Here is an 18,348-nt window from a genome sequence, read left to right as displayed (position 1 = left end):
GACGAGGTTTGCTCATGGAATTTGTCGTTTTAATTATTGTTCTGATGTTGCGCAGTTTGCTCGGCCTGCTGCCCGGAAGGCGTCATGACCGCTGGTTTCTTTCCCTGAAATGCTGGGCGGGTAAGCTATTCAAACCGAGTGCCCCCCATCTCTATGATCCGGATGACACTGAACAGATAGAGACATCCTCAGGAATTAAGCCAAGCCGGTGGTTTGCCGGAACCGGGGTTTTTGTTGTTTCTGTGGTACTCCCAGTTGCTTCCCTGAGCATTCTGATGGCAGTTCTGGATGATGTTATCTGGGGCTTGCCGGCATTTGCCGTCTCAATTCTGGTCCTTCTTTATAGTCTGGGTCGCAAAGAGAGTGCTTACTGGCTGACCCGTTTCCAGATCGCCTGGCGTCAGAAAGACCTGCAGGGCGCATATCAGTATGCGGCTGAAGTGCTCCCGGACGAAACAATCAAAGATGAAAAACAGCTTTATCAACGTGTATTTTCCCGTTTGGTTGGCATTAGCTTTCAGGATTTCTTTCTGGTCACCTTCTGGTTTATGTTGCTGGGCGCAGAAGGCGCCTTGTTGGCAAGACTGATGATTCTGTTCTGCGAGAAAACACCAGAAGAAGGTGGGCAGAGCGCCCCTGCAACAATGGTCATTGCAAAAGGCGTTAATAAGATTCGAAGTGTGCAATATCTGCTGGAATGGCTACCGGCAAAGCTGATGGGTTTAAGTTTTATGCTCACCGGCCATTTTGTTCACTGTAGCCAGCAGTGGCTAACCTGCCTGTTTAATCAAAAGCTTTCCCATGAAATTCTGCTCACCCGTTTTGCTCTAGGGGCCCTCGGCGAAAAAGTGGAAGACAGTGCCAAAGAAGTGCTTCAGGGCGCACAGGATAATGCCCATAAAGATGAGCAGCTTCAGGATCTTGAAGCGCTACTGCGTAGAAGTGCAGTACTTTGGGTGATTGCCATTGCAGTAGCCGTGGTGTTGATGCAATTGTGAATATAGCAGGGGAGGGTTTGTTTTTATTGAACCAAATCTGCTGCCATGCCGGTAGCATTCTGGTATGGTTCGCTGATAGGAATTGGTGTTTAAAGCCAAAGTTATCTTCTGTTTCCTTTTATATATCTTCTATAGTTTTGAGTACATTTAAATGAAAATTTTGGTTACCGGTGGAGCTGGTTTCATTGGCTCCGCTGTGATTCGCCACATCCTTTTAGGCACCCAGTATGAAGTGGCAAATGTTGACAAGTTAACTTATGCTGGCAATTTAGAATCTCTGAATGAGGTTCTGGATTCCAGTCGTTACAGCTTTTACCGGGCTGATATCTGTGATGCTGAGGCTCTGGATCATATTTTTAATGAGTTTAAACCGACTCATGTGATGCACTTGGCCGCCGAAAGTCATGTGGACCGTTCAATTGATGGGCCTTCAGACTTTATCGAAACCAACATTGTTGGTACCTATACACTCTTAGAGGCTGCGCGTCGTTATTGGAGTGTCTTAAATGAGTCTGATAAGTCTGCTTTCCGCTTTCATCATATATCCACAGATGAAGTTTATGGTGACTTAGAAGGCACGGAGGATCTGTTCCTCGAAACAACTTCCTATGCGCCAAGCTCTCCCTATTCCGCTTCTAAAGCCAGTTCCGATCATCTTGTTCGTGCTTGGCAGCGTACCTACGGTCTGCCAACGCTGGTGACTAACTGTTCTAACAACTACGGGCCTTGCCATTTTCCTGAAAAACTAATACCGCATATGATTCTAAATGCTTTATCTGGCAAAGCGTTGCCAGTTTATGGTGATGGCAATCAGGTTCGTGACTGGCTTTATGTCGAAGATCATGCACGGGCTCTGGTTAAGGTCGCTACAGAGGGCAAAGTTGCAGAGACTTACAACATTGGTGGTCATAACGAAAAGCGTAATCTGGAGGTGGTAGAAACAATCTGTGATCTGCTACAGGAGATGGTTCCACCAGGTGATTATCCGCATGCTAAATGGGTTTCAGCGGAACCGATTGCTCATTATCGAGACCTGATTACTTTCGTTAAAGATCGCCCTGGACATGATGTCCGTTATGCTATTGATGCCAGTAAAATTCAGCGCGAGTTAGGCTGGGTTCCCGAAGAGACATTTGAATCCGGCATCCGTAAAACAGTTCAGTGGTATCTGGATAATCCAGAGTGGTGGCAGCGTGTATTAAGTGGCGAGTATCAGTTAGGGCGCCTGGGAGCAAGTGCATGAAAGGTATTATTTTAGCCGGTGGTTCGGGTACACGTTTGTATCCGATTACTAAAGGTGTTTCCAAACAACTGTTGCCGATCTATGACAAGCCAATGATTTTCTATCCCTTGTCGGTGCTTATGCTGGCAGGTATACGTGAAATCCTTGTTATCTCAACACCGGAAGATCTTCCAAACTATGAGAAACTGCTGGGTGATGGATCAGATTATGGCATTGACCTGAGCTATGCGGAACAACCCTCTCCAGATGGCTTAGCTCAAGCCTTCATTATTGGTGAAGACTTTATTGGTGATGACAGTGTTTGCTTGGTTCTGGGAGATAATATTTTCTACGGGCAAAGCTTTAGTCGTCAGTTGCAAGCGGCTGCTAATTGTGAACATGGGGCGACGGTATTCGGTTATTTAGTTAATGATCCTGAACGTTTTGGGGTCGTTGATTTTGATGAAAATGGTAAGGTGTTGTCGATCGAAGAAAAACCGTTGGAGCCAAAGTCTAATTATGCCGTAACCGGCCTTTACTTTTACGATAATGATGTCGTTGAGATCGCTAAGAATGTTAAGCCTTCGGATCGTGGTGAATTAGAAATTACTACGGTTAATCAGGCTTACCTTGAACGTGGGGATCTGAATGTTGAGCTACTCGGCCGTGGTTTTGCTTGGTTAGATACAGGCACTCATGAAAGTCTCTTGGAGGCAGGAATGTTTGTGCAGACAGTAGAGCATCGACAGGGGCTTAAAATCGCCTGTCTGGAGGAGATTGCCTATCGGAATGGCTGGTTAACACAAGAGCAAATACAGGTGCAGGGCGAATTGCTGTCAAAAACGGGATATGGCCAGTATTTGCTAAAGCTTGCCCGGGATGAAAAGTTTTAACTGGTTTTACAAGGCTGAAAGAGATGAAAGTTATTAATACTGCTCTGGAAGGAGTCAAGATCATTGAGCCAAAAGTGTTTGGTGATCACCGCGGCTTCTTTAAGGAAACCTTCAGTGCTCAGCGTTATGCCGAGATGGCAGGCATTGACCTTGACTTTGTTCAGGATAACCACTCTCGCTCCTGCAAAGGGGTATTGCGTGGACTACATTTTCAAAAAACCAAATCTCAGGGAAAATTAGTTAGTGTGGTTAGTGGAGCCGTATTTGATGTGGCGGCAGATATCGATCCGGCATCGCCAACTTATGGTCAGTATGTAGGCGTTGAGCTAAGCGAAGATAATCATCGCCAGCTTTGGATTCCACCAGGTTACGCACATGGCTTTGTCGTGCTGAGTAACGAAGCAGATTTTATTTATAAGTGTACGGATTACTACGACCCTAGCGATGAGGGTGGCATTGCTTGGAATTGCCCTATTCTGCGTATCCAGTGGCCGCTGACTGATGTTCAGCTGTCAGAAAAAGATAAAGCCTATCCGGGGTTAAAAGATTTGCATGGTTAAGGTTCTGGTTACTGGTGCATCTGGGCAAGTTGGTAAAGAGATTCTGAAACTGGCCCCTGCTGACTTAGAAGTTGTGGGTTATAGCTCAAGTGAATTGGATGTCACTAATACAGAGCGGGTAGAGCAGATCATAAATGAGCAGTCTCCGGATCTTGTGATCAATGCGGCAGCCTTCACCGCTGTCGATAAAGCCGAAAGTGAGATTGAGCATGCATATGCAGTGAATGAGTTCGGGGTTAAAAATTTGGCAGGTGCCTGTCAGTTGCACAGTATCCCACTATTTCATATATCAACTGACTATGTATTTGATGGTGATAATCAAACATCATACAAAGAATCTGATCCTGTCGGCCCAACAGGAGTTTATGGGGCCAGTAAGTTGGCGGGAGAGCAATTACTTAGAGATGCTTCTGTAAAGCATATCACCCTGCGCACAAGTTGGGTTTTTGGTGCTGAAGGTCACAATTTTGTAAAAACTATGATACGTCTTGCAAATGAGCGGGATCAGCTAGCTGTTGTTTCTGATCAGTATGGATGCCCTACCAGTGCAAGAAGTATTGCAAGTGTTCTATGGTACTTTGCACAGAAATTCTTTGTCTCAGGTGATCTTCCTTGGGGTACATATCATTTTTGCAATTCGCCCATGACAACATGGTACGATTTTGCAGAAGAAATTATCGCACAAGCCTGTTCACATAATCTGATCGCTCAGAAGCCTTTAGTAAAAAGAATCTCGACTTTTGAGTATCCCACACCTGCGAAGAGACCTTCTAATTCTGCTCTCGACTGTACACTAATTGAGAGTACCTTAGGGATTACAGTTCCTGAATGGAAGGTAGAGCTTAGCAGGGTGCTAACAGCTCTTACCAGCGAACTTTAAGCATAATGCAGGCACCTGAAAAACCTAGGATAGCTGTTTTATTGGCAGCATACCGGGGTATGCGTTGGATTGAGAAGCAGATAGATAGCATTCTTTGTCAAGAACAAGTCGAATTACACCTTTATATTAGTGTAGATTTCTCTGACGATGGGACTGAAGAGTGGGTGAGACAGAAAGCTTTAAGTACGGCTAATATTACTTTACTCCCTACTGGTGAACGATTCGGGAGTGCAGGTTTAAATTTCTACCGTTTATTGCGTGATGTCCCGCTTGAAAATTACCATGCTACCGCTTTAGCTGATCAGGATGATATCTGGTTTCCGGATAAGCTTATTAGAGGTTGGGAGAGCATAGTTAATGGTTATGATGCTTATTCATCAAACGTAATCGCTTTCTGGCCGGACGGTAAAAAGAAAACCCTGGACAAGGCGCAGCCTCAGACTGAATATGACCATTTTTTTGAAGCGGCTGGGCCTGGTTGTACTTATATAATGTCTTGTCGTGTAGCCAGCTCCCTTCAGAAGTTTCTGTATCTTGAAAAAGATAAGGTAAATTCTGTTTTTCTTCATGATTGGTTTATTTATGCATTTTGCCGTAATGAAGGTTATCAGTGGTATATTGATAGCAACGCCGGTCTGTATTACAGACAACATGAATCAAATCAAGTTGGGGCAAATGTTAATGTGGCAGCTTATAGAAAGAGAGTTGCCATGGTTCGGAGTGGCTGGTATAGAGATCAGGTAATTAGCTTAGCAAGAATATTGAAGCCTGAAATGATATCAAATTTTAATAGTAGGTTTTTCTTGGTTTTTAATATTTTAAAACTTAGAAGACGTTATCGTGATAGATTTTATTTTCTTGTGATGATTGTTTTAGGTTTTTATTAGTATGCTGTGTTTTTCTTGGGCTTAATAAGGTTTTAAGGTGAGAAATAGATTTCAACGTCGTCACTCTCTTTTGCATGAAAGAATACTGTTTAGCAGCATTTTTCAGTTTCTACTTGGTGTCTCTTTTGTTTCTTTTTTGCCCTTGATGCAATATTTTTTGCTTGGGAAAGAAAGTGTGCAAAATCAACTTTTATACTTAAATACCTCGCTGGCTTCGGTTTTTTGTTTCTGTCTTTCATTTTTTATAATACGGCAGATACGTCATTTTCCAGGTGCCCAGCAAAATGTTGTTTACATACTACCGTTGATAGCAATTGTTTGGCTGATGATGGTTGCCATACTGTCTTATCTCAGGATTGAGTATGTTAGGCAGTCTCTTTTAATATCTTATGTTTTTGCAAATATTTGGTCAGTTACTGCTTTTTATATTCGTAAAAAAATTAGAGTACCTAAGCTTGCTTTAGTGCCTCTAGGTAGAGTCAATAGCATAATTGAAAACCCTGATCTGAAATTACACGTTCTTGATAAACCTGATCTGAATGATCGGCGTTATGATGCTATTGTCGCTGATCTACACTCAGATGATATACCTGCTGAATGGGAGAGGTTTTTGGCAAGGTGTTCATTAGCTGATATACCCGTTTTTCACTTCAGAAAAGTTGAAGAGATGGCAACGGGGCGAGTACGTATTGAACATATGGCTGAAAATGATATTGGGACGTTAACACCTTCTCCAATCTATAGCATTATTAAACGGTTAGTTGACTTGTTGCTATTTTTTATATTTATCCCATTTTTAATGCCTGTTTTTTTAATTACAACTATTCTTATCAAGTTTGACTCATCGGGCCCAATTTTATTTATACAGGAAAGAGTCGGATACAGGGGCGAATTATTTAGGGTGTATAAGTTCCGTAGTATGCATGTCAATATAATTGGAGATAGTTATACTGAAGAAAATGATGACCCTAGAATTACACGTATTGGTAAGATAATCAGGAAATATAGAATTGATGAATTACCTCAGCTTCTGAATGTCCTGAAAGGGGAAATGAGCTTCATTGGGCCTAGGCCTGAGTCAAAAGAGTTAGCAGAATGGTATGAAGACATGATCCCATTTTTTTCCTATCGTCATGTCGTCAGGCCTGGGATATCGGGCTGGGCGCAGGTCAATCAGGGGTATACTGCTGATCTCAAAGGTGCAGAAAAGAAACTCCAATACGATTTTTATTACATCAAACACTTTTCCATCTGGTTGGATGTTCTCATCTTTTTCAAGACGATCAGAACAGTCATTACAGGGTTTGGAGCCCGTTAGTATCAGGGTCTTCCATTTAAGGCGGCGCTGAAGCTTTCAACAGCAGGTGTGGCTGCTGCGTTGTTCGTTTTGATCTCTATGAGATAACCGCTGGTTCATTCAACCGGTGCTCCGACAGCAGATGCATTTTTTACCCTTGATGAGATCGCCTTTCCAGTGAACCGACATCAGGCGATCTTCAAGCTCTGGAAGCCGAAGAAGGATGCTGACCATGTCAGGGATCTGACCTCTGCAATCAACGCCTTCAGGGTCGTTTTGCCTTGCCATAAACAATGAATCAGCTCTTTGCGCAGCTCACCGACAGGCAGTGCTTAGATTGTGTTGTAAATTGTCTCTCGACAAACATAATCCGAGTAACGTCATACGTCTTAGATTATCTACAAGCTGTTGTAGTGAGAACTTATGACGCAACATTAAGACTACGAGTTTAAGTAGTTCATTACCCTGATCTATTTTTTTAACGGGTCGGGATGCGGCTCTTCGAGCCAAGCGGTTAATCTGGGCTTTTTGCCCTACATATCTCTCATCATAGAGCTGATTCCGACGAATCTCTTGACTGATGGTGGATAGGCTTCGATCAATGAGACGAGCGAATACTTCGCAGGCTGAGGTTGTTGAGCAAGCCAATTTGAATAGTAGCACGCTCCTATATGTTGAGTTTTTTAGGTCATAACAACACCTTATCCGATATTGGATTAGGTGTTGCAATCAGAATTGGCTGCTAAGTGATTTTAATTACCATTGGTCGCAAAGAGAGTGTCATAAAACTCTACATAACTTCTGTTAAGTTGACCTGATTGATATTGAAGTTGCAGATCTGCCAGTAAATACTCATTCAGAGCTTCAGCCAGTCTTAACTTAACATCTAAAGTTTGAGTGCGGGCATCCAATACATCTATTTGACTGCGTAGATCCAAATCTCTGCCTCTCTCAGCAGCCTGGAGATAGCGTTCACTGGATTGAATCGATCTTTTTAGGGCGATCAGTCTTTCTTCCAGGTTTTTCTTACGGGCATAGGCAAGGCTAATTTTTTGTTCAGAGTCAGCAAGTACACCATCTTTTTTAGCCTTCTGAGCATTTACCCTCGCTGTTGCTTGGCGAATATAGGCACTGGTCTTACCCCCGCCATACAGATTGAGGTTTAAATTGACTGCAGCTGTAAAGGCTTCGCTTTCCCTGAAAGGATCGTCAGAATCGCGCTCGCTATAATCCAGACTAAGGGATAGCGTTGGGTAGTACCCAGCCCTGTTTGCACTCTCCATCAAGGATGTCTGTTTAAGGTTAGCGAGACTTTCCTGGTATAGTTTGTTATTGGTAGCTGATGCAAGAATATCCTCTTCAGACTCAGTCATAACCGGTAGGTCAATAGTATGCGCCTGAGCTACCCAAATCTCTGAGGGGGTGAAGTCCTGTCCTGTGATGATTCTGAGTTTCTTTTGCTCATCTTCAAGATCACTTTTGGCTTTCAGGTAGTCTGTCTGAGCCAGATCTCGACGAGCTTCCAGTTCAAGCAACTCCAACTCATCGCCGACTCCAAGGCTTGCCCGGCGCTCGGCTTGCTGGTATTTCAATGAAAGCGCTTCATGAATGTTGCGATTCAGATAAACCATCTGGGCGTTATAGAGCACTGCCAGATAACGTTCTGTCGTTCGAAACACCAAGCTTTGTTCAGCTTCAGACAGCCTGAATCTGGCTGCTTCAACTGCGGCTTCACTGGCACGAAGGCTTCGGTATGCCCCTATATCCAGCAGGGGTTGAGTCAAGGATACTCTCCAATAGGTATCGTCCAGTTCTCCCTTTGAACGCTCCTGATCCGGGTTATAATAGTCACTGTCCCGATCAGTGTAGATGTTACTTGAGTCCTCGTAGCTATATCGAGCCGTAAGGTCTAAACTGGGTAGCAATCTGCTTCTTGATATTGCGACCTCTTCTTTTTCTGAGTCATACGTTGCTTTGGCAGCACTATATTGAGAGTCATATTCAAGAGCAGCTTTGACGGCATCCTGAAAAGATAGTTCTGCTGCGAAAGACGACGTAGTGAGGCATATTAAGGTACTGGCCAGCACCCCATTGATGTATCGAGAAATACCGGATGAATGCCTGCTTGAATTATCGTGTAATGTCGGCGTATTTGGTGTTTTGTGTATCTTACCGGCAAGGGGTAAAAGCATGGTGAAAATACTCCAATATGCAAACTGCGCCTTAATATAGGCGCAGTATATTCTTGCAATTCCAGAGCCTACATAAGGCTCTGTTCTACAAATCTAATTATTTCTCTCGGAAACTTCGAGCGAAGCTGTCTGCGATAGGTTTTATCAGGTAGCTGAAAAGCGTACGATCTTCTCTGCGGATCATAACCTCAGCTGGCATGCCAGGGATAAGGTTCATGTCTTCATTCATGTCCTTAAGGCCTTTTTCCGTAACTTTGATACGAGTCAAATAATACGGTTGACCACTTTTCTCATCAATGAGCCGGTCGGCTGAAATATTAACGACTTCACCATCAATAACCTTTGTCGTTCGCTGATTGAATGCAGAGAATCGGATATCTGCTTTTTGTCCTTGGAAAATACTGTTGATATCGTTAGTTGCAACTTTCGTTTCAACCACAAACTTGTCTTGCCCAGGGACCAGATCCATCAGGGTTTCACCGGGACGAACGACACTACCGATAGTATGTACCTGCAGATCAACGATATATCCTGATTCAGGTGCTCGGATCGTTGCTCGTTTCAGCCGATCCTGTGAAATCCGATAGCGCTCCTGAGTATCAAAATATTCAGCTTGAGCTGACTGAATACGTTCACCAATATCTTTCAGGTAATTTTGACGGTTATTGATGAGCTGTACATTGTATTCAGCCGCGACGAGTTGAATGCGCGCAATCTCTGATTGCAACCGAGCAGCCTCATTTTTAGAACTAAGTATCTGACGATTAAGCTCACGAGCTCGCTGGCCATCGCCCAAGCGTTCATTCAGCAGGGTTGTATAAGCTTCATACTCATTTTCAAGTAATGCTATTTGCTCATTAACAATTGCCTGTTGGTCTTTCAGACCTTCAATCTGCTCAAGAGCCTGTGCTGAGCGTGATTTCAGTGCCTGCTGCTCTTGGCGATGTGCGGAAACACGAGCTTTGTGCAGCTGGCGATTCTGCTTTAATACATCGGCCAAATCCTTGTCATTCCTGGCGGCATCAATAACTTCGTCACTAAAAACCAACTCGTCTGTAAGCATTTGCTCACTACGTAACCTTTCAAGCTGAACAAGGTTACTAAACATACGTTTGCGATTACTTTCTGATTCGCCTAACCAAGTAGTTTGGTCCAGTTGTATTAACGGATCACCTGCCTGAACCAGATCACCATTGCGGACAAAAATATTATCCACAAGACCACCTTCAAGGTGTTGAATCGACTTTCGATAGGAGTCGACAACAACTTCCCCGGGTGCAATAACAGCACTGCTCAGAGGTGCAAATGCGGCCCATAAGCTGAACGTACCCAAACTCAGGATTAAAATCGCAATACCCAGGACAATATAAGTACGATCGTTAATTGGTACAGACTGAATCTCTGCATTTGGCAGATTATCAGAATGCGTTTTGCCGGGTTTTGCCTGATCCTGAGGTACTTTGGCAGGGTTTATTTTAGCCAAGGGCTTAGCATTACCTTTATCCGGCGTTATTGTCGCGCCACGTTTTAATGCCTTCTCATCAGAGTTATTTTGTTTGTCTGGCGCTGCATTTTTATCTGTTGCTTCAGATGCACCTTTTGATTTAGGCGGCTCAATCACTGATTTCTTCATGATCACTCTCAGATAAAGTTAGAAATTTACGATGCTGCCTGTTGTTTCTGCTGGGCCAAAGCCTGCATCACATCATCTCTGTTACCAAACATCTGCATAGCGCCGTCTTTCAGCACAAGTAGCTGATCAATGTTTTTAAGGATCGAAGGTCGATGGCTAACGACCAGAACAGTCGCGCCTTCCTTTTTCAGGATCTGCATTGCCTGAACTAAAGCCGCTTCTCCCTGATCATCCAGATTTGAATTAGGCTCATCCAAAACAATGAATCTAGGCTGTCCATAGATTGCCCGAGCAAGGCCGATACGCTGCCGCTGCCCCCCGGAAAGAGCCCCTACCGTACTTCCGATTACTGTGTCATAACCATCCGGGAGTTGAAGAATCATCTCGTGAACGCCAGCTTTTTTAGCAGCTTCAACAACTTTGACAGGATCGACATCACCAAATCGGGCTATATTCTCGCTGATAGAGCCATCAAAAAGCTCGATATCCTGAGGTAAATAGCCTAAGTGAGGGCCCAGCTCATCACGGTTGTAGTGGTTAATATCCGCTCCGTCGAGTCTGACCACGCCATTAGCAACCGGCCAAAGGCCTAAAATAATTCGGGAAAGGGTAGACTTACCGGCAGCGCTTGGGCCCACAATTCCTACATGGCTGCCCGGTTCTACAGTGAATGACACACCCTTCAAGGCTGGAGCCTTAGAGCCAGGGGGAATAGCGTGTACATTCTCAACAATCAGTTTTCCTTCAGGGCTAGGCAAAGTCATTTTGCGCTCACCTTTAGGGATTGCAAGCAGCAGTTGATTCAGTCGGCTATAAGCGGTTCGAGCATTGTTGAAACCAGACCAAGTACCAATAAGAAGATCCAGAGGTGCCAGAGCGCGCCCCATCAAAATAGAACCCGCAATCATCATTCCAGGGCTCATCTCATTATTGATCACAAAGTAAGCACCGAGGCCCAGAATCATAGACTGGAAAACCATGCGCAAAACTTTACTCAGGTTGGAGAAAATACCTGCTTTATCACTAGCGACTGTTTGCTTGGATAAAACCTCAAGATGCTGCTTATACCAGCGCCCCATAATAGCCGGAAGCATACCCATCGCGTGAAGCACTTCTGAGTTGCTAATATTACTGTTTGCGAGGTTCTGTGCCTTGATATTTTCTCCGCCTGCTTCGGATATGGGTTTGCGGGTACTTTTTTCATTGATCACCGCAACACAAAACAAAATAATGCCAGCCGCTATTGCGAACCAGCCAAAAGCGGGGTGAAAAACAAATAGCAGACCGATATAGATCGGCATCCATGGAGCGTCAAAGAAGGCAAATAAACCGTTGCCTGTCATAAATTGACGCACAGATGATAGGTCTGACAGAGGTTGCGCATTGCGACTACTGGGCTGACGTATGCCCTGTTCAAACATCGCAGAGTAGATTCTTGGGCTTAAAGCCTGATCAAGTTGATTACCCACACGAACTAAGATTCGTGATCGGATCCACTCAAGAAGCCCCATAATTGCAAACATACTCACCATAATTATGGTTAGGTAGACAAGCGTGTCAAAGCTGCGAGCAGCGACAACCCTGTCATAAACCTGAAGCATATAAAGAGGAGCCGTCAGCATCAGAACATTAATAAAAAGACTGAAAAAACCTGCGGCGATAAAGCCTTTTTTACTGGCACGCAAAGCATCTTTTAAGTCGCTTGCTACGCTTTCAACACTCATTGATCGCTCTCTTATAAAGAATTTAGGCCGTTAATGTCTTGGATTATTAGTGTGTAGAGTTTTAGAAAAACACATACCAATAATAGGACTGATCAGCTTTGCTTAAGTGACCCGAATTTACCGGACGCTTAAGCAAAGCTTGTAACAGCCTGTTCATGATGGTTATCAGGAGTAGCATGGATATCTTCGCGGAAAAGAAATTGTTGCTTGTTTTGTACAAGGACTACATACAAAAGCACTGCAACCGAACCCTGATTAACATTGCTAGCAATTAGAAACGCAGCAATGAGTCATCCTCATCACCAAATACCTTCTCAAGATCAAGGTCACCGACTTCCGATTGGTTTTTCGCATGTTGTGCATGAAGGTCAAAGAGTCTGGCCAGTTCCTGCATTCTGGCTTCAGACATCATCTGTGCATAGGCAAGACCCAGAGCACCGCGAAGACTCAGGACTTTTAATCCTTCTGGGGAAAGTTCTTTCAGTTTTTCTTCACTGATGTGAAATAGGCCGCTGTGAGGTTCAATTGTTTCGGGCAGTCCATCAACTTTAATATACCAAGGTTGAATAACGCCATATTCATCCAGCAGTGAAACAAGCGATTCTGTTTTCGAGCGCTGAAGGCTTTGTGCGACTAAAAAGTCTTTTACCTTGACTGCAAGATCAGAGAGTTCTCCATCAGCTTTAAATAAAGGCTGGGATTCTTCCTCAAGTGACTCCTTAAAATTATCGCTTTCTTCATCAATACAGAGTGCTGATTTATCAGTGCCCTGTATTGGAATCATACGAAAAGGAAATCCACGGTATACTGCAGGAGTATACCCACCCAACCACTGGCCCTGATTTGTAACAAATAGATTCTGACCAGGATACAGCCCTTGGATCGCCACCAACTGCATAGGATCATTCTCGGATGAACGATAAAATGCTAAGGAATAGCGCGGTATGAGTTGATGTATCTCAGCGACTGAAACAGGGACTAGAGCATCCCCTTTTGCAAAACTGTAATCAGATATAAGATTCCAACCTGCGGTTTGATGGGTTTGCTGAGAGATAGGAACGTAACGAGCCATGATATCCTCTAATTTAAAAATAATAAAAGTTAAAACGAATAAAGTCTCAGGACAGCTTTAAAGAGCTCAGCTGATATATGCTTTCTGACTAATAAAAAGTGTCTTTGGAGTCACATTCATTCCGTTGATTGCCATGTCGTCACCCCATTAATTTGACTTTCTAAATGAGGGATGGATTGTTCAAAATAGTAACCTGCTTCTTTAGTATCTAAGCTAACAGCCCCTGAAATTGAATGGTCAGCCTGCTGCCTGCTAAAAAGTCCTTCTGGGGTCACATCGCCAGATGAGCTAAAGCTTATTTGGCCTGTTTCCTTGTGGCTCATCTGAAGAGCAGTTGAAAATTTGCCATTTTCAAAGTCGATCAATAGTTTTCCGCTGTTAAAGTTCAGATTAAACTGCTCCCCTTTGGCATAGTAAAAAGCAGCCGCCTGCTGTAACTGAAAACCAACAGACCCTTGGTTTGGACGGATTGGGTTGATCGTATCGTAGAGTTCATCAGGGCGGTAGAAAGCAAACTGCTCATTGGCAAATATCTTATGCTTGTCAATAGTACCGCTATCGATACCAGCCGCAATCTGAGCTTCTGTGTAGATAAAATCTGGTGCTAGGAAGCGGCCCGGTGCCTTAGGCGGAGTGAAGCTCCAAAGAACACCTTCCGGAACAGTAATACCCTCCAGCTCTTTTGGGATAATATCGGTGCCAATTTCATTATTACTCCCAAACTGAACGGCTACCGATTCTCCTTCAGTATTTAAATTCCCCAGTTCCGCACCTGTATCATTTCGTGAAGCAATTAATAAATTACCATCTTTCAGCGAACTCTCGGATTGTTCAGTATTCATTGACAGTAGGGTGTTATCCGCCCCCTGTTCGCCAGCTGTTTCAGCTGTTTCAGCTGTTTCAGCTGTTATTGCTGAGACCGTTAGCGTATCTGGATGTTTAGGTGATGCTTCATCTTGCGAAGTAGTTTTTTCGGAGCTCGCAATGCGAGTGTTTTGTTGAAGGTCTTCACCTGGATCGAGAGCCCTTTGGTCAGGTGACCGGTTCAGCTGAGCGATCAGAGTATCATTCATCAAAAGGCTGGATGTAGGCTGAGATTCAAGTCCAACTTTCAGAAGCTGTGGTCGTGCAGAAACTGCGTCCAGCTCAACCAGCAAATTGCTGTTGCCCTTTAGCTCGACGCCACCTTTAGCGCAAGGCCCCAGGGACAGGCTTTGGCACTCGTTCGAAAAAGGAGAAACAACAATGGCGCCTTCACTAACAAAGGTTCTCACTCGTTCATCATCGGCCAGTACCGTAAAATCAGTTCCACGAACACCAATGGCTGCGAGGGGGGTATTTAAACGGAATTTCTGGTGATCCTGTTTTGCCGCACTGCCTGAAACAGAGCGGGCCATCCCCTCTTTCAGGTTGAAACGAACAGCACTTTTTTCCGGCGAATCAGGGTCATAGTTATAAGTGTCAATAGAAAGCGTACTTTCCGGACGCATACTAAGCAGTGCATTATCCACAAATTTTAGATGCAGATAACCGCTTGAAAATGTGATCAAAGTATCTCCCGGATAGAGCTGATCATTGCTGGCTGCTTTTCGTTGCTTACCATCCGGTTTTTCAATGATTGATTTGCCCAAGGCAAGAGTAATAGTGCCTATTGATTTCTGACTGCTGGCAGGCTTGCTATCAGTCGGAGGATAAGCCGCCGCTGCGGAAAGGGCATAGAGCAATCCTGTCAAGGCCATAACCAGCTTAATTATCGGGCGATGGGTTCTTGGCTGGTGTTGTTTGCTGCATTTAAAGCGCAAAGATTCCATACGCTGCATAATGATCACCTGGATTCTCAGTAATGGTCTGAGCCTGATATGGGGGGCCTTTAACTGTTATCAAGTACGATAACGCCGAATTGAAGTGAATTCTGGCTAGCAAAGACCGCTTACAACTTCAATAAACGGAGTTTATTTATTATCAGGTCATGTTATCACGTACCTATTCTGATTGAGTGATGGTAGTCACATGAAATAGGAGAAATATGTGCTTACAATAGCCTCCCCCCGGTTTTACAGTCTCAGTAGTTATCTTGGCCTGAAATGGCCAGGCGTGTTTTGCCTGTTTTAAGGTCAGCAATGAGGAATATATGGCTGTCTCTGTAGAGATTTTGAAAGGCTTCAGTATACTTCGTGACCTTCCTGATGCTGCCTTAACGGAACTGGCTGCTCAATCCGTATTGAAGCGTTATTCTAGGCGCGAGGTGGTCATCGATCCCGGAGAGCAGGAATCAAATCTTTGTTTTTTGTTTGAAGGCAGCTTGCAAGGTGTAGATTTCACCCTTGATGGTCGGGAAGTTGGTCTTTATTTTGTTCGCCCCGGAGATTTTTGTGGTGAAGTAGGGCTTTTTGGAGAGCAATCAAACCCAGAGTTTGTTGTTGCCCTGGCCAAGTCTCAGGTCGTACTGCTGCCTAATGCTGCCGTCAGTCAAATTATGTATGAGACACGCCCGCTCATTCAAGGGCTTAGCGCGCGGTTAGCCAAGAGGGTTTCAGAACACACCAAGCAAAGAGCGATACTTTCTTTGAACAGTATCCCTCACCGAATATACAGACAGTTGGTGCAGCTTGCCGGAATTGAAAATGGTTTTAGTGAACGGATTGAGCCTGGTGAAGGCAGTAGATCGTGTCAGTCACACAAGGTTACTGAGGATGGATGTATTGATATAGCTTACCCTCCGACACACCAGGAAATGGCCATCATGCTGAATACAAGTCGGGAGACGGTTACCCGGGTTTTCCAGGCATTGCAGGCAGATGGCTTGGTTCAGCGAAATGGTTCGAGCAGTTTGCTGATAAAAAAGCCAGAAGCTCTTTTTCAGCTAGCTTATGGTGATGACTAGATAACCCATCATAATTTTAAAAACGTTACATCGCTCGTTTGTCTAGGTGCCGTGCAGAAATTTAGGCAGTCGAGGTTTTTATTTTGAGGTAAAATACCGTGATAGCCTTTTATTGGCCTAAGCAGCATGCCGGTCTCCTTCTTCAGATGACGCAGCGTGATATATTGCAGCGTTACCGTGGCTCCTGGCTCGGAATGGGGTGGGCTATTATTACCCCTATTCTAATGCTGGTGGTATATTCATTTGTTTTTCAGTCGGTATTTCAGGCTCGCTGGCCGGGTGCCGAGACCAGTGAAAGTGATGGTCTGTACTTCGCATTGAACCTTTTTGCCGGGCTTATATTCTTTACTTTTTTTGCTGACGTTATTACCCGGTCGCCCGGAATAATAACGACCCAGCCTAATCTAGTGAAAAAAGTGGTCTTTCCCTTGCACTTGCTACCCTGGATTGTGATCTTGTCTTCAGGGTTTCAGGCGCTAATTAGCTTGGTTGTTCTTTCAGTTGGCGTGTTTTTAATGACAGGCTCCCTGCCGGAAAACTTCTTATATCTCCCCCTTTTACTGCTGCTTTTTGTTCCTTTGTTGCTTGGTTTGGCTTTGGGGTTGTCGGCCTTGGGCGTGTATTTCACTGATGCCCAGCATATTGTGACGATTCTTACAGCGCCGCTCATGTTCTTATCCCCGGTCTTTTACCCTGTATCTATGCTGCCGGAATGGGCTCAGGAATGGATTTATCTGAACCCACTAACGCTCATTATTGAGTTTTCCAGAACCGTGTTTTTGGGAAGTGCATGGCCAGACCTTTTTTCCTTAGGGGTATATGGTTTTTTGTCTTTTTTGACAGCTCTGTTGGGGGGGCTCTTGTTTAAAAAATTACGTCGGGGGTTTTCAGATGTCCTCTGATTCTATTATTGAGCTCAAAGATGTTGGTAAAACATACCGGCTCTATCAAAAACCATCGGATCGATTGCTGGAATCTTTGCCGTTTATCAAGCAAAAGTCCGCCAGCTTTACCGCACTTAAGCCCATGAGTTTAACCGTAGGTCAGGGCGAAGTGATTGGCCTTTTGGGGCGCAATGGCGCAGGTAAATCGACACTTTTGCAACTGATATGTGGCACGCTTCAGCCTTCCAGTGGTGATCTTAAAGTTAAAGGCCGAATTGCAGCGCTTTTAGAGTTGGGTTCCGGTTTCAACCCTGAATTCACCGGTCGAGAAAATGTGTTTCTGAATGGGGCAATTCTCGGGCTTGGCCGGAAAGAGCTTGAGAGGCGCTTTGAAGAAATTCATGCGTTCTCTGAAATCGGAGACGCAATAGATCAGCAGGTTAAAACCTACTCCAGCGGAATGTTTGTTCGTTTAGCCTTTGCCGTTGCCGTGTGCGTTGATCCGGATATTCTGATTGTCGATGAGGCCTTGAGTGTTGGTGATGGCGCTTTTGCCAAAAAATCATTCGACCGTATTATGCAGCTGAAAGAGTCAGGAAAAACAATACTTTTTTGCTCTCATAATCTCTATCAGATTGAAGCGATCTGTAATCGTGCTCTTTGGTTGCATCAGGGGGAAGTCATTGCTCAGGGAGCTCCCGCAGAGGTTATCCATCAATATGAGGGGTATCTTTACGGTATTGGCCAGAATGATTCGGAACTCCCGGCCCCTGATGTGGTTCCCGATAGTGCGCGGCCGCAGTTCCGAAGTGTCCAGGTTGCCCTGGATAAACAGCCTGCCACTCAAACTAAGATTCCATTAGGTGTCACAGGTCAGAGCAGTTTGCAGGTCGATGTTTCATGGCATGGCGGTGACCAATATCCGAGGCCATCCGTTGCCGTGACTCTGCATGCTTCTGATGGAAAGCTCATTGCCAGCGCCGGGTCGCATATTGATAACCCCGCTTTGAAGAGCGCTCAAAACGATAAGCAAATAACCTTGCTCTTTCCGGAACTCCCTTTACTCAAGGGAGAATATTGGGTCGAAGTTTACCTGCTTTGTGAGCAGGGTATTATGTTTTATGACCAGCAAATACCAGCGGCATGCTTCAAAATGGATTCTGCCGCCTATGGTTTGGAGCAGGGCATATTTCATCTCCCGAGACGCTGGGGATAGCGGACT

The 18,348-nt window shown here is 44.6% G+C and carries 15 protein-coding genes and 1 pseudogene; 10 read left to right on the top strand and 6 right to left on the bottom strand.

The window, feature by feature from the left end; genetic code table 11:
• Nucleotides 1-14 precede the first annotated feature (14 nt).
• From ampE to AC4GL5_RS08830, 7 genes are all read left to right on the top strand, one after another.
• On the top strand, nucleotides 15-998 hold the full coding sequence (ampE, locus tag AC4GL5_RS08860) for a regulatory signaling modulator protein AmpE (protein WP_490382417.1): 984 nt from the start codon (nucleotides 15-17) through the stop codon (nucleotides 996-998).
• Between the two features lie 151 nt (nucleotides 999-1,149).
• A complete protein-coding gene (gene rfbB, locus AC4GL5_RS08855) occupies nucleotides 1,150-2,241 on the top strand; it encodes a dTDP-glucose 4,6-dehydratase (RefSeq protein ID WP_490382416.1) in 1,092 nt (363 codons plus the stop codon).
• A complete protein-coding gene (rfbA, locus tag AC4GL5_RS08850; protein ID WP_490382415.1) occupies nucleotides 2,238-3,113 on the top strand; it encodes a glucose-1-phosphate thymidylyltransferase RfbA in 876 nt (291 codons plus the stop codon). The genes rfbB and rfbA overlap by 4 nt, the downstream gene beginning before the upstream one ends.
• Nucleotides 3,114-3,136: 23 nt before the next feature.
• Nucleotides 3,137-3,673, top strand: a complete 537-nt coding sequence (gene rfbC, locus AC4GL5_RS08845) for a dTDP-4-dehydrorhamnose 3,5-epimerase (protein ID WP_490382414.1) — start codon at nucleotides 3,137-3,139, stop codon at nucleotides 3,671-3,673.
• The gene (gene rfbD / locus AC4GL5_RS08840) at nucleotides 3,666-4,553 is read left to right on the top strand and encodes a dTDP-4-dehydrorhamnose reductase (protein WP_490382413.1); all 888 of its coding nucleotides are present in this window, start codon (nucleotides 3,666-3,668) and stop codon (nucleotides 4,551-4,553) included. Before rfbC ends, rfbD begins: the two co-directional genes overlap by 8 nt.
• Before the next feature lie 5 nt (nucleotides 4,554-4,558).
• Nucleotides 4,559-5,440, top strand: a complete 882-nt coding sequence (locus AC4GL5_RS08835) for a glycosyltransferase (protein WP_490382412.1) — start codon at nucleotides 4,559-4,561, stop codon at nucleotides 5,438-5,440.
• Between the two features lie 37 nt (nucleotides 5,441-5,477).
• Nucleotides 5,478-6,758, top strand: a complete 1,281-nt coding sequence (locus AC4GL5_RS08830; protein ID WP_490382411.1) for an exopolysaccharide biosynthesis polyprenyl glycosylphosphotransferase — start codon at nucleotides 5,478-5,480, stop codon at nucleotides 6,756-6,758.
• Between the two features lie 5 nt (nucleotides 6,759-6,763).
• Here the strand turns inward: AC4GL5_RS08830 and AC4GL5_RS08825 are convergent.
• The 6 genes and pseudogenes from AC4GL5_RS08825 to AC4GL5_RS08800 form a co-directional block, all read right to left on the bottom strand.
• Nucleotides 6,764-7,392 (bottom strand): annotated as a pseudogene (locus AC4GL5_RS08825) (IS30 family transposase); the annotation flags it as partial.
• Between the two features lie 97 nt (nucleotides 7,393-7,489).
• On the bottom strand, nucleotides 7,490-8,929 hold the full coding sequence (locus AC4GL5_RS08820) for a TolC family protein (RefSeq protein WP_490382410.1): 1,440 nt from the start codon (nucleotides 8,927-8,929) through the stop codon (nucleotides 7,490-7,492).
• Nucleotides 8,930-9,026: 97 nt separating this feature from the next.
• The gene (locus AC4GL5_RS08815) at nucleotides 9,027-10,562 is read right to left on the bottom strand and encodes an HlyD family type I secretion periplasmic adaptor subunit (RefSeq protein WP_490382409.1); all 1,536 of its coding nucleotides are present in this window, start codon (nucleotides 10,560-10,562) and stop codon (nucleotides 9,027-9,029) included.
• Between the two features lie 26 nt (nucleotides 10,563-10,588).
• Nucleotides 10,589-12,286, bottom strand: coding sequence for a type I secretion system permease/ATPase (locus AC4GL5_RS08810; protein ID WP_490382408.1), 1,698 nt, complete (start codon nucleotides 12,284-12,286; stop codon nucleotides 10,589-10,591).
• A 271-nt stretch (nucleotides 12,287-12,557) separates the two neighbouring features.
• Nucleotides 12,558-13,358, bottom strand: coding sequence for a SapC family protein (locus tag AC4GL5_RS08805; RefSeq protein ID WP_490382407.1), 801 nt, complete (start codon nucleotides 13,356-13,358; stop codon nucleotides 12,558-12,560).
• Nucleotides 13,359-13,474: 116 nt separating this feature from the next.
• Entirely contained in the window at nucleotides 13,475-15,178 is a 1,704-nt protein-coding gene (locus AC4GL5_RS08800) for a FecR family protein (protein ID WP_490382406.1), read from the bottom strand.
• A gap of 311 nt (nucleotides 15,179-15,489) precedes the next feature.
• Between AC4GL5_RS08800 and AC4GL5_RS08795 the strand changes: the two genes are divergently transcribed.
• From AC4GL5_RS08795 to AC4GL5_RS08785, 3 genes are all read left to right on the top strand, one after another.
• The gene (locus tag AC4GL5_RS08795) at nucleotides 15,490-16,242 is read left to right on the top strand and encodes a Crp/Fnr family transcriptional regulator (RefSeq protein WP_490382405.1); all 753 of its coding nucleotides are present in this window, start codon (nucleotides 15,490-15,492) and stop codon (nucleotides 16,240-16,242) included.
• 146 nt (nucleotides 16,243-16,388) lie between these two features.
• The gene (locus tag AC4GL5_RS08790) at nucleotides 16,389-17,144 is read left to right on the top strand and encodes an ABC transporter permease (protein WP_490382404.1); all 756 of its coding nucleotides are present in this window, start codon (nucleotides 16,389-16,391) and stop codon (nucleotides 17,142-17,144) included.
• A complete protein-coding gene (locus AC4GL5_RS08785) occupies nucleotides 17,134-18,342 on the top strand; it encodes an ABC transporter ATP-binding protein (protein ID WP_490382403.1) in 1,209 nt (402 codons plus the stop codon). The genes AC4GL5_RS08790 and AC4GL5_RS08785 overlap by 11 nt, the downstream gene beginning before the upstream one ends.
• The last annotated feature ends 6 nt before the right edge of the window (nucleotides 18,343-18,348 follow it).

This window comes from Oceanospirillum sp., assembly GCF_982874595.1.
This window is presented reverse-complemented; position numbering and strand designations above follow the sequence as displayed.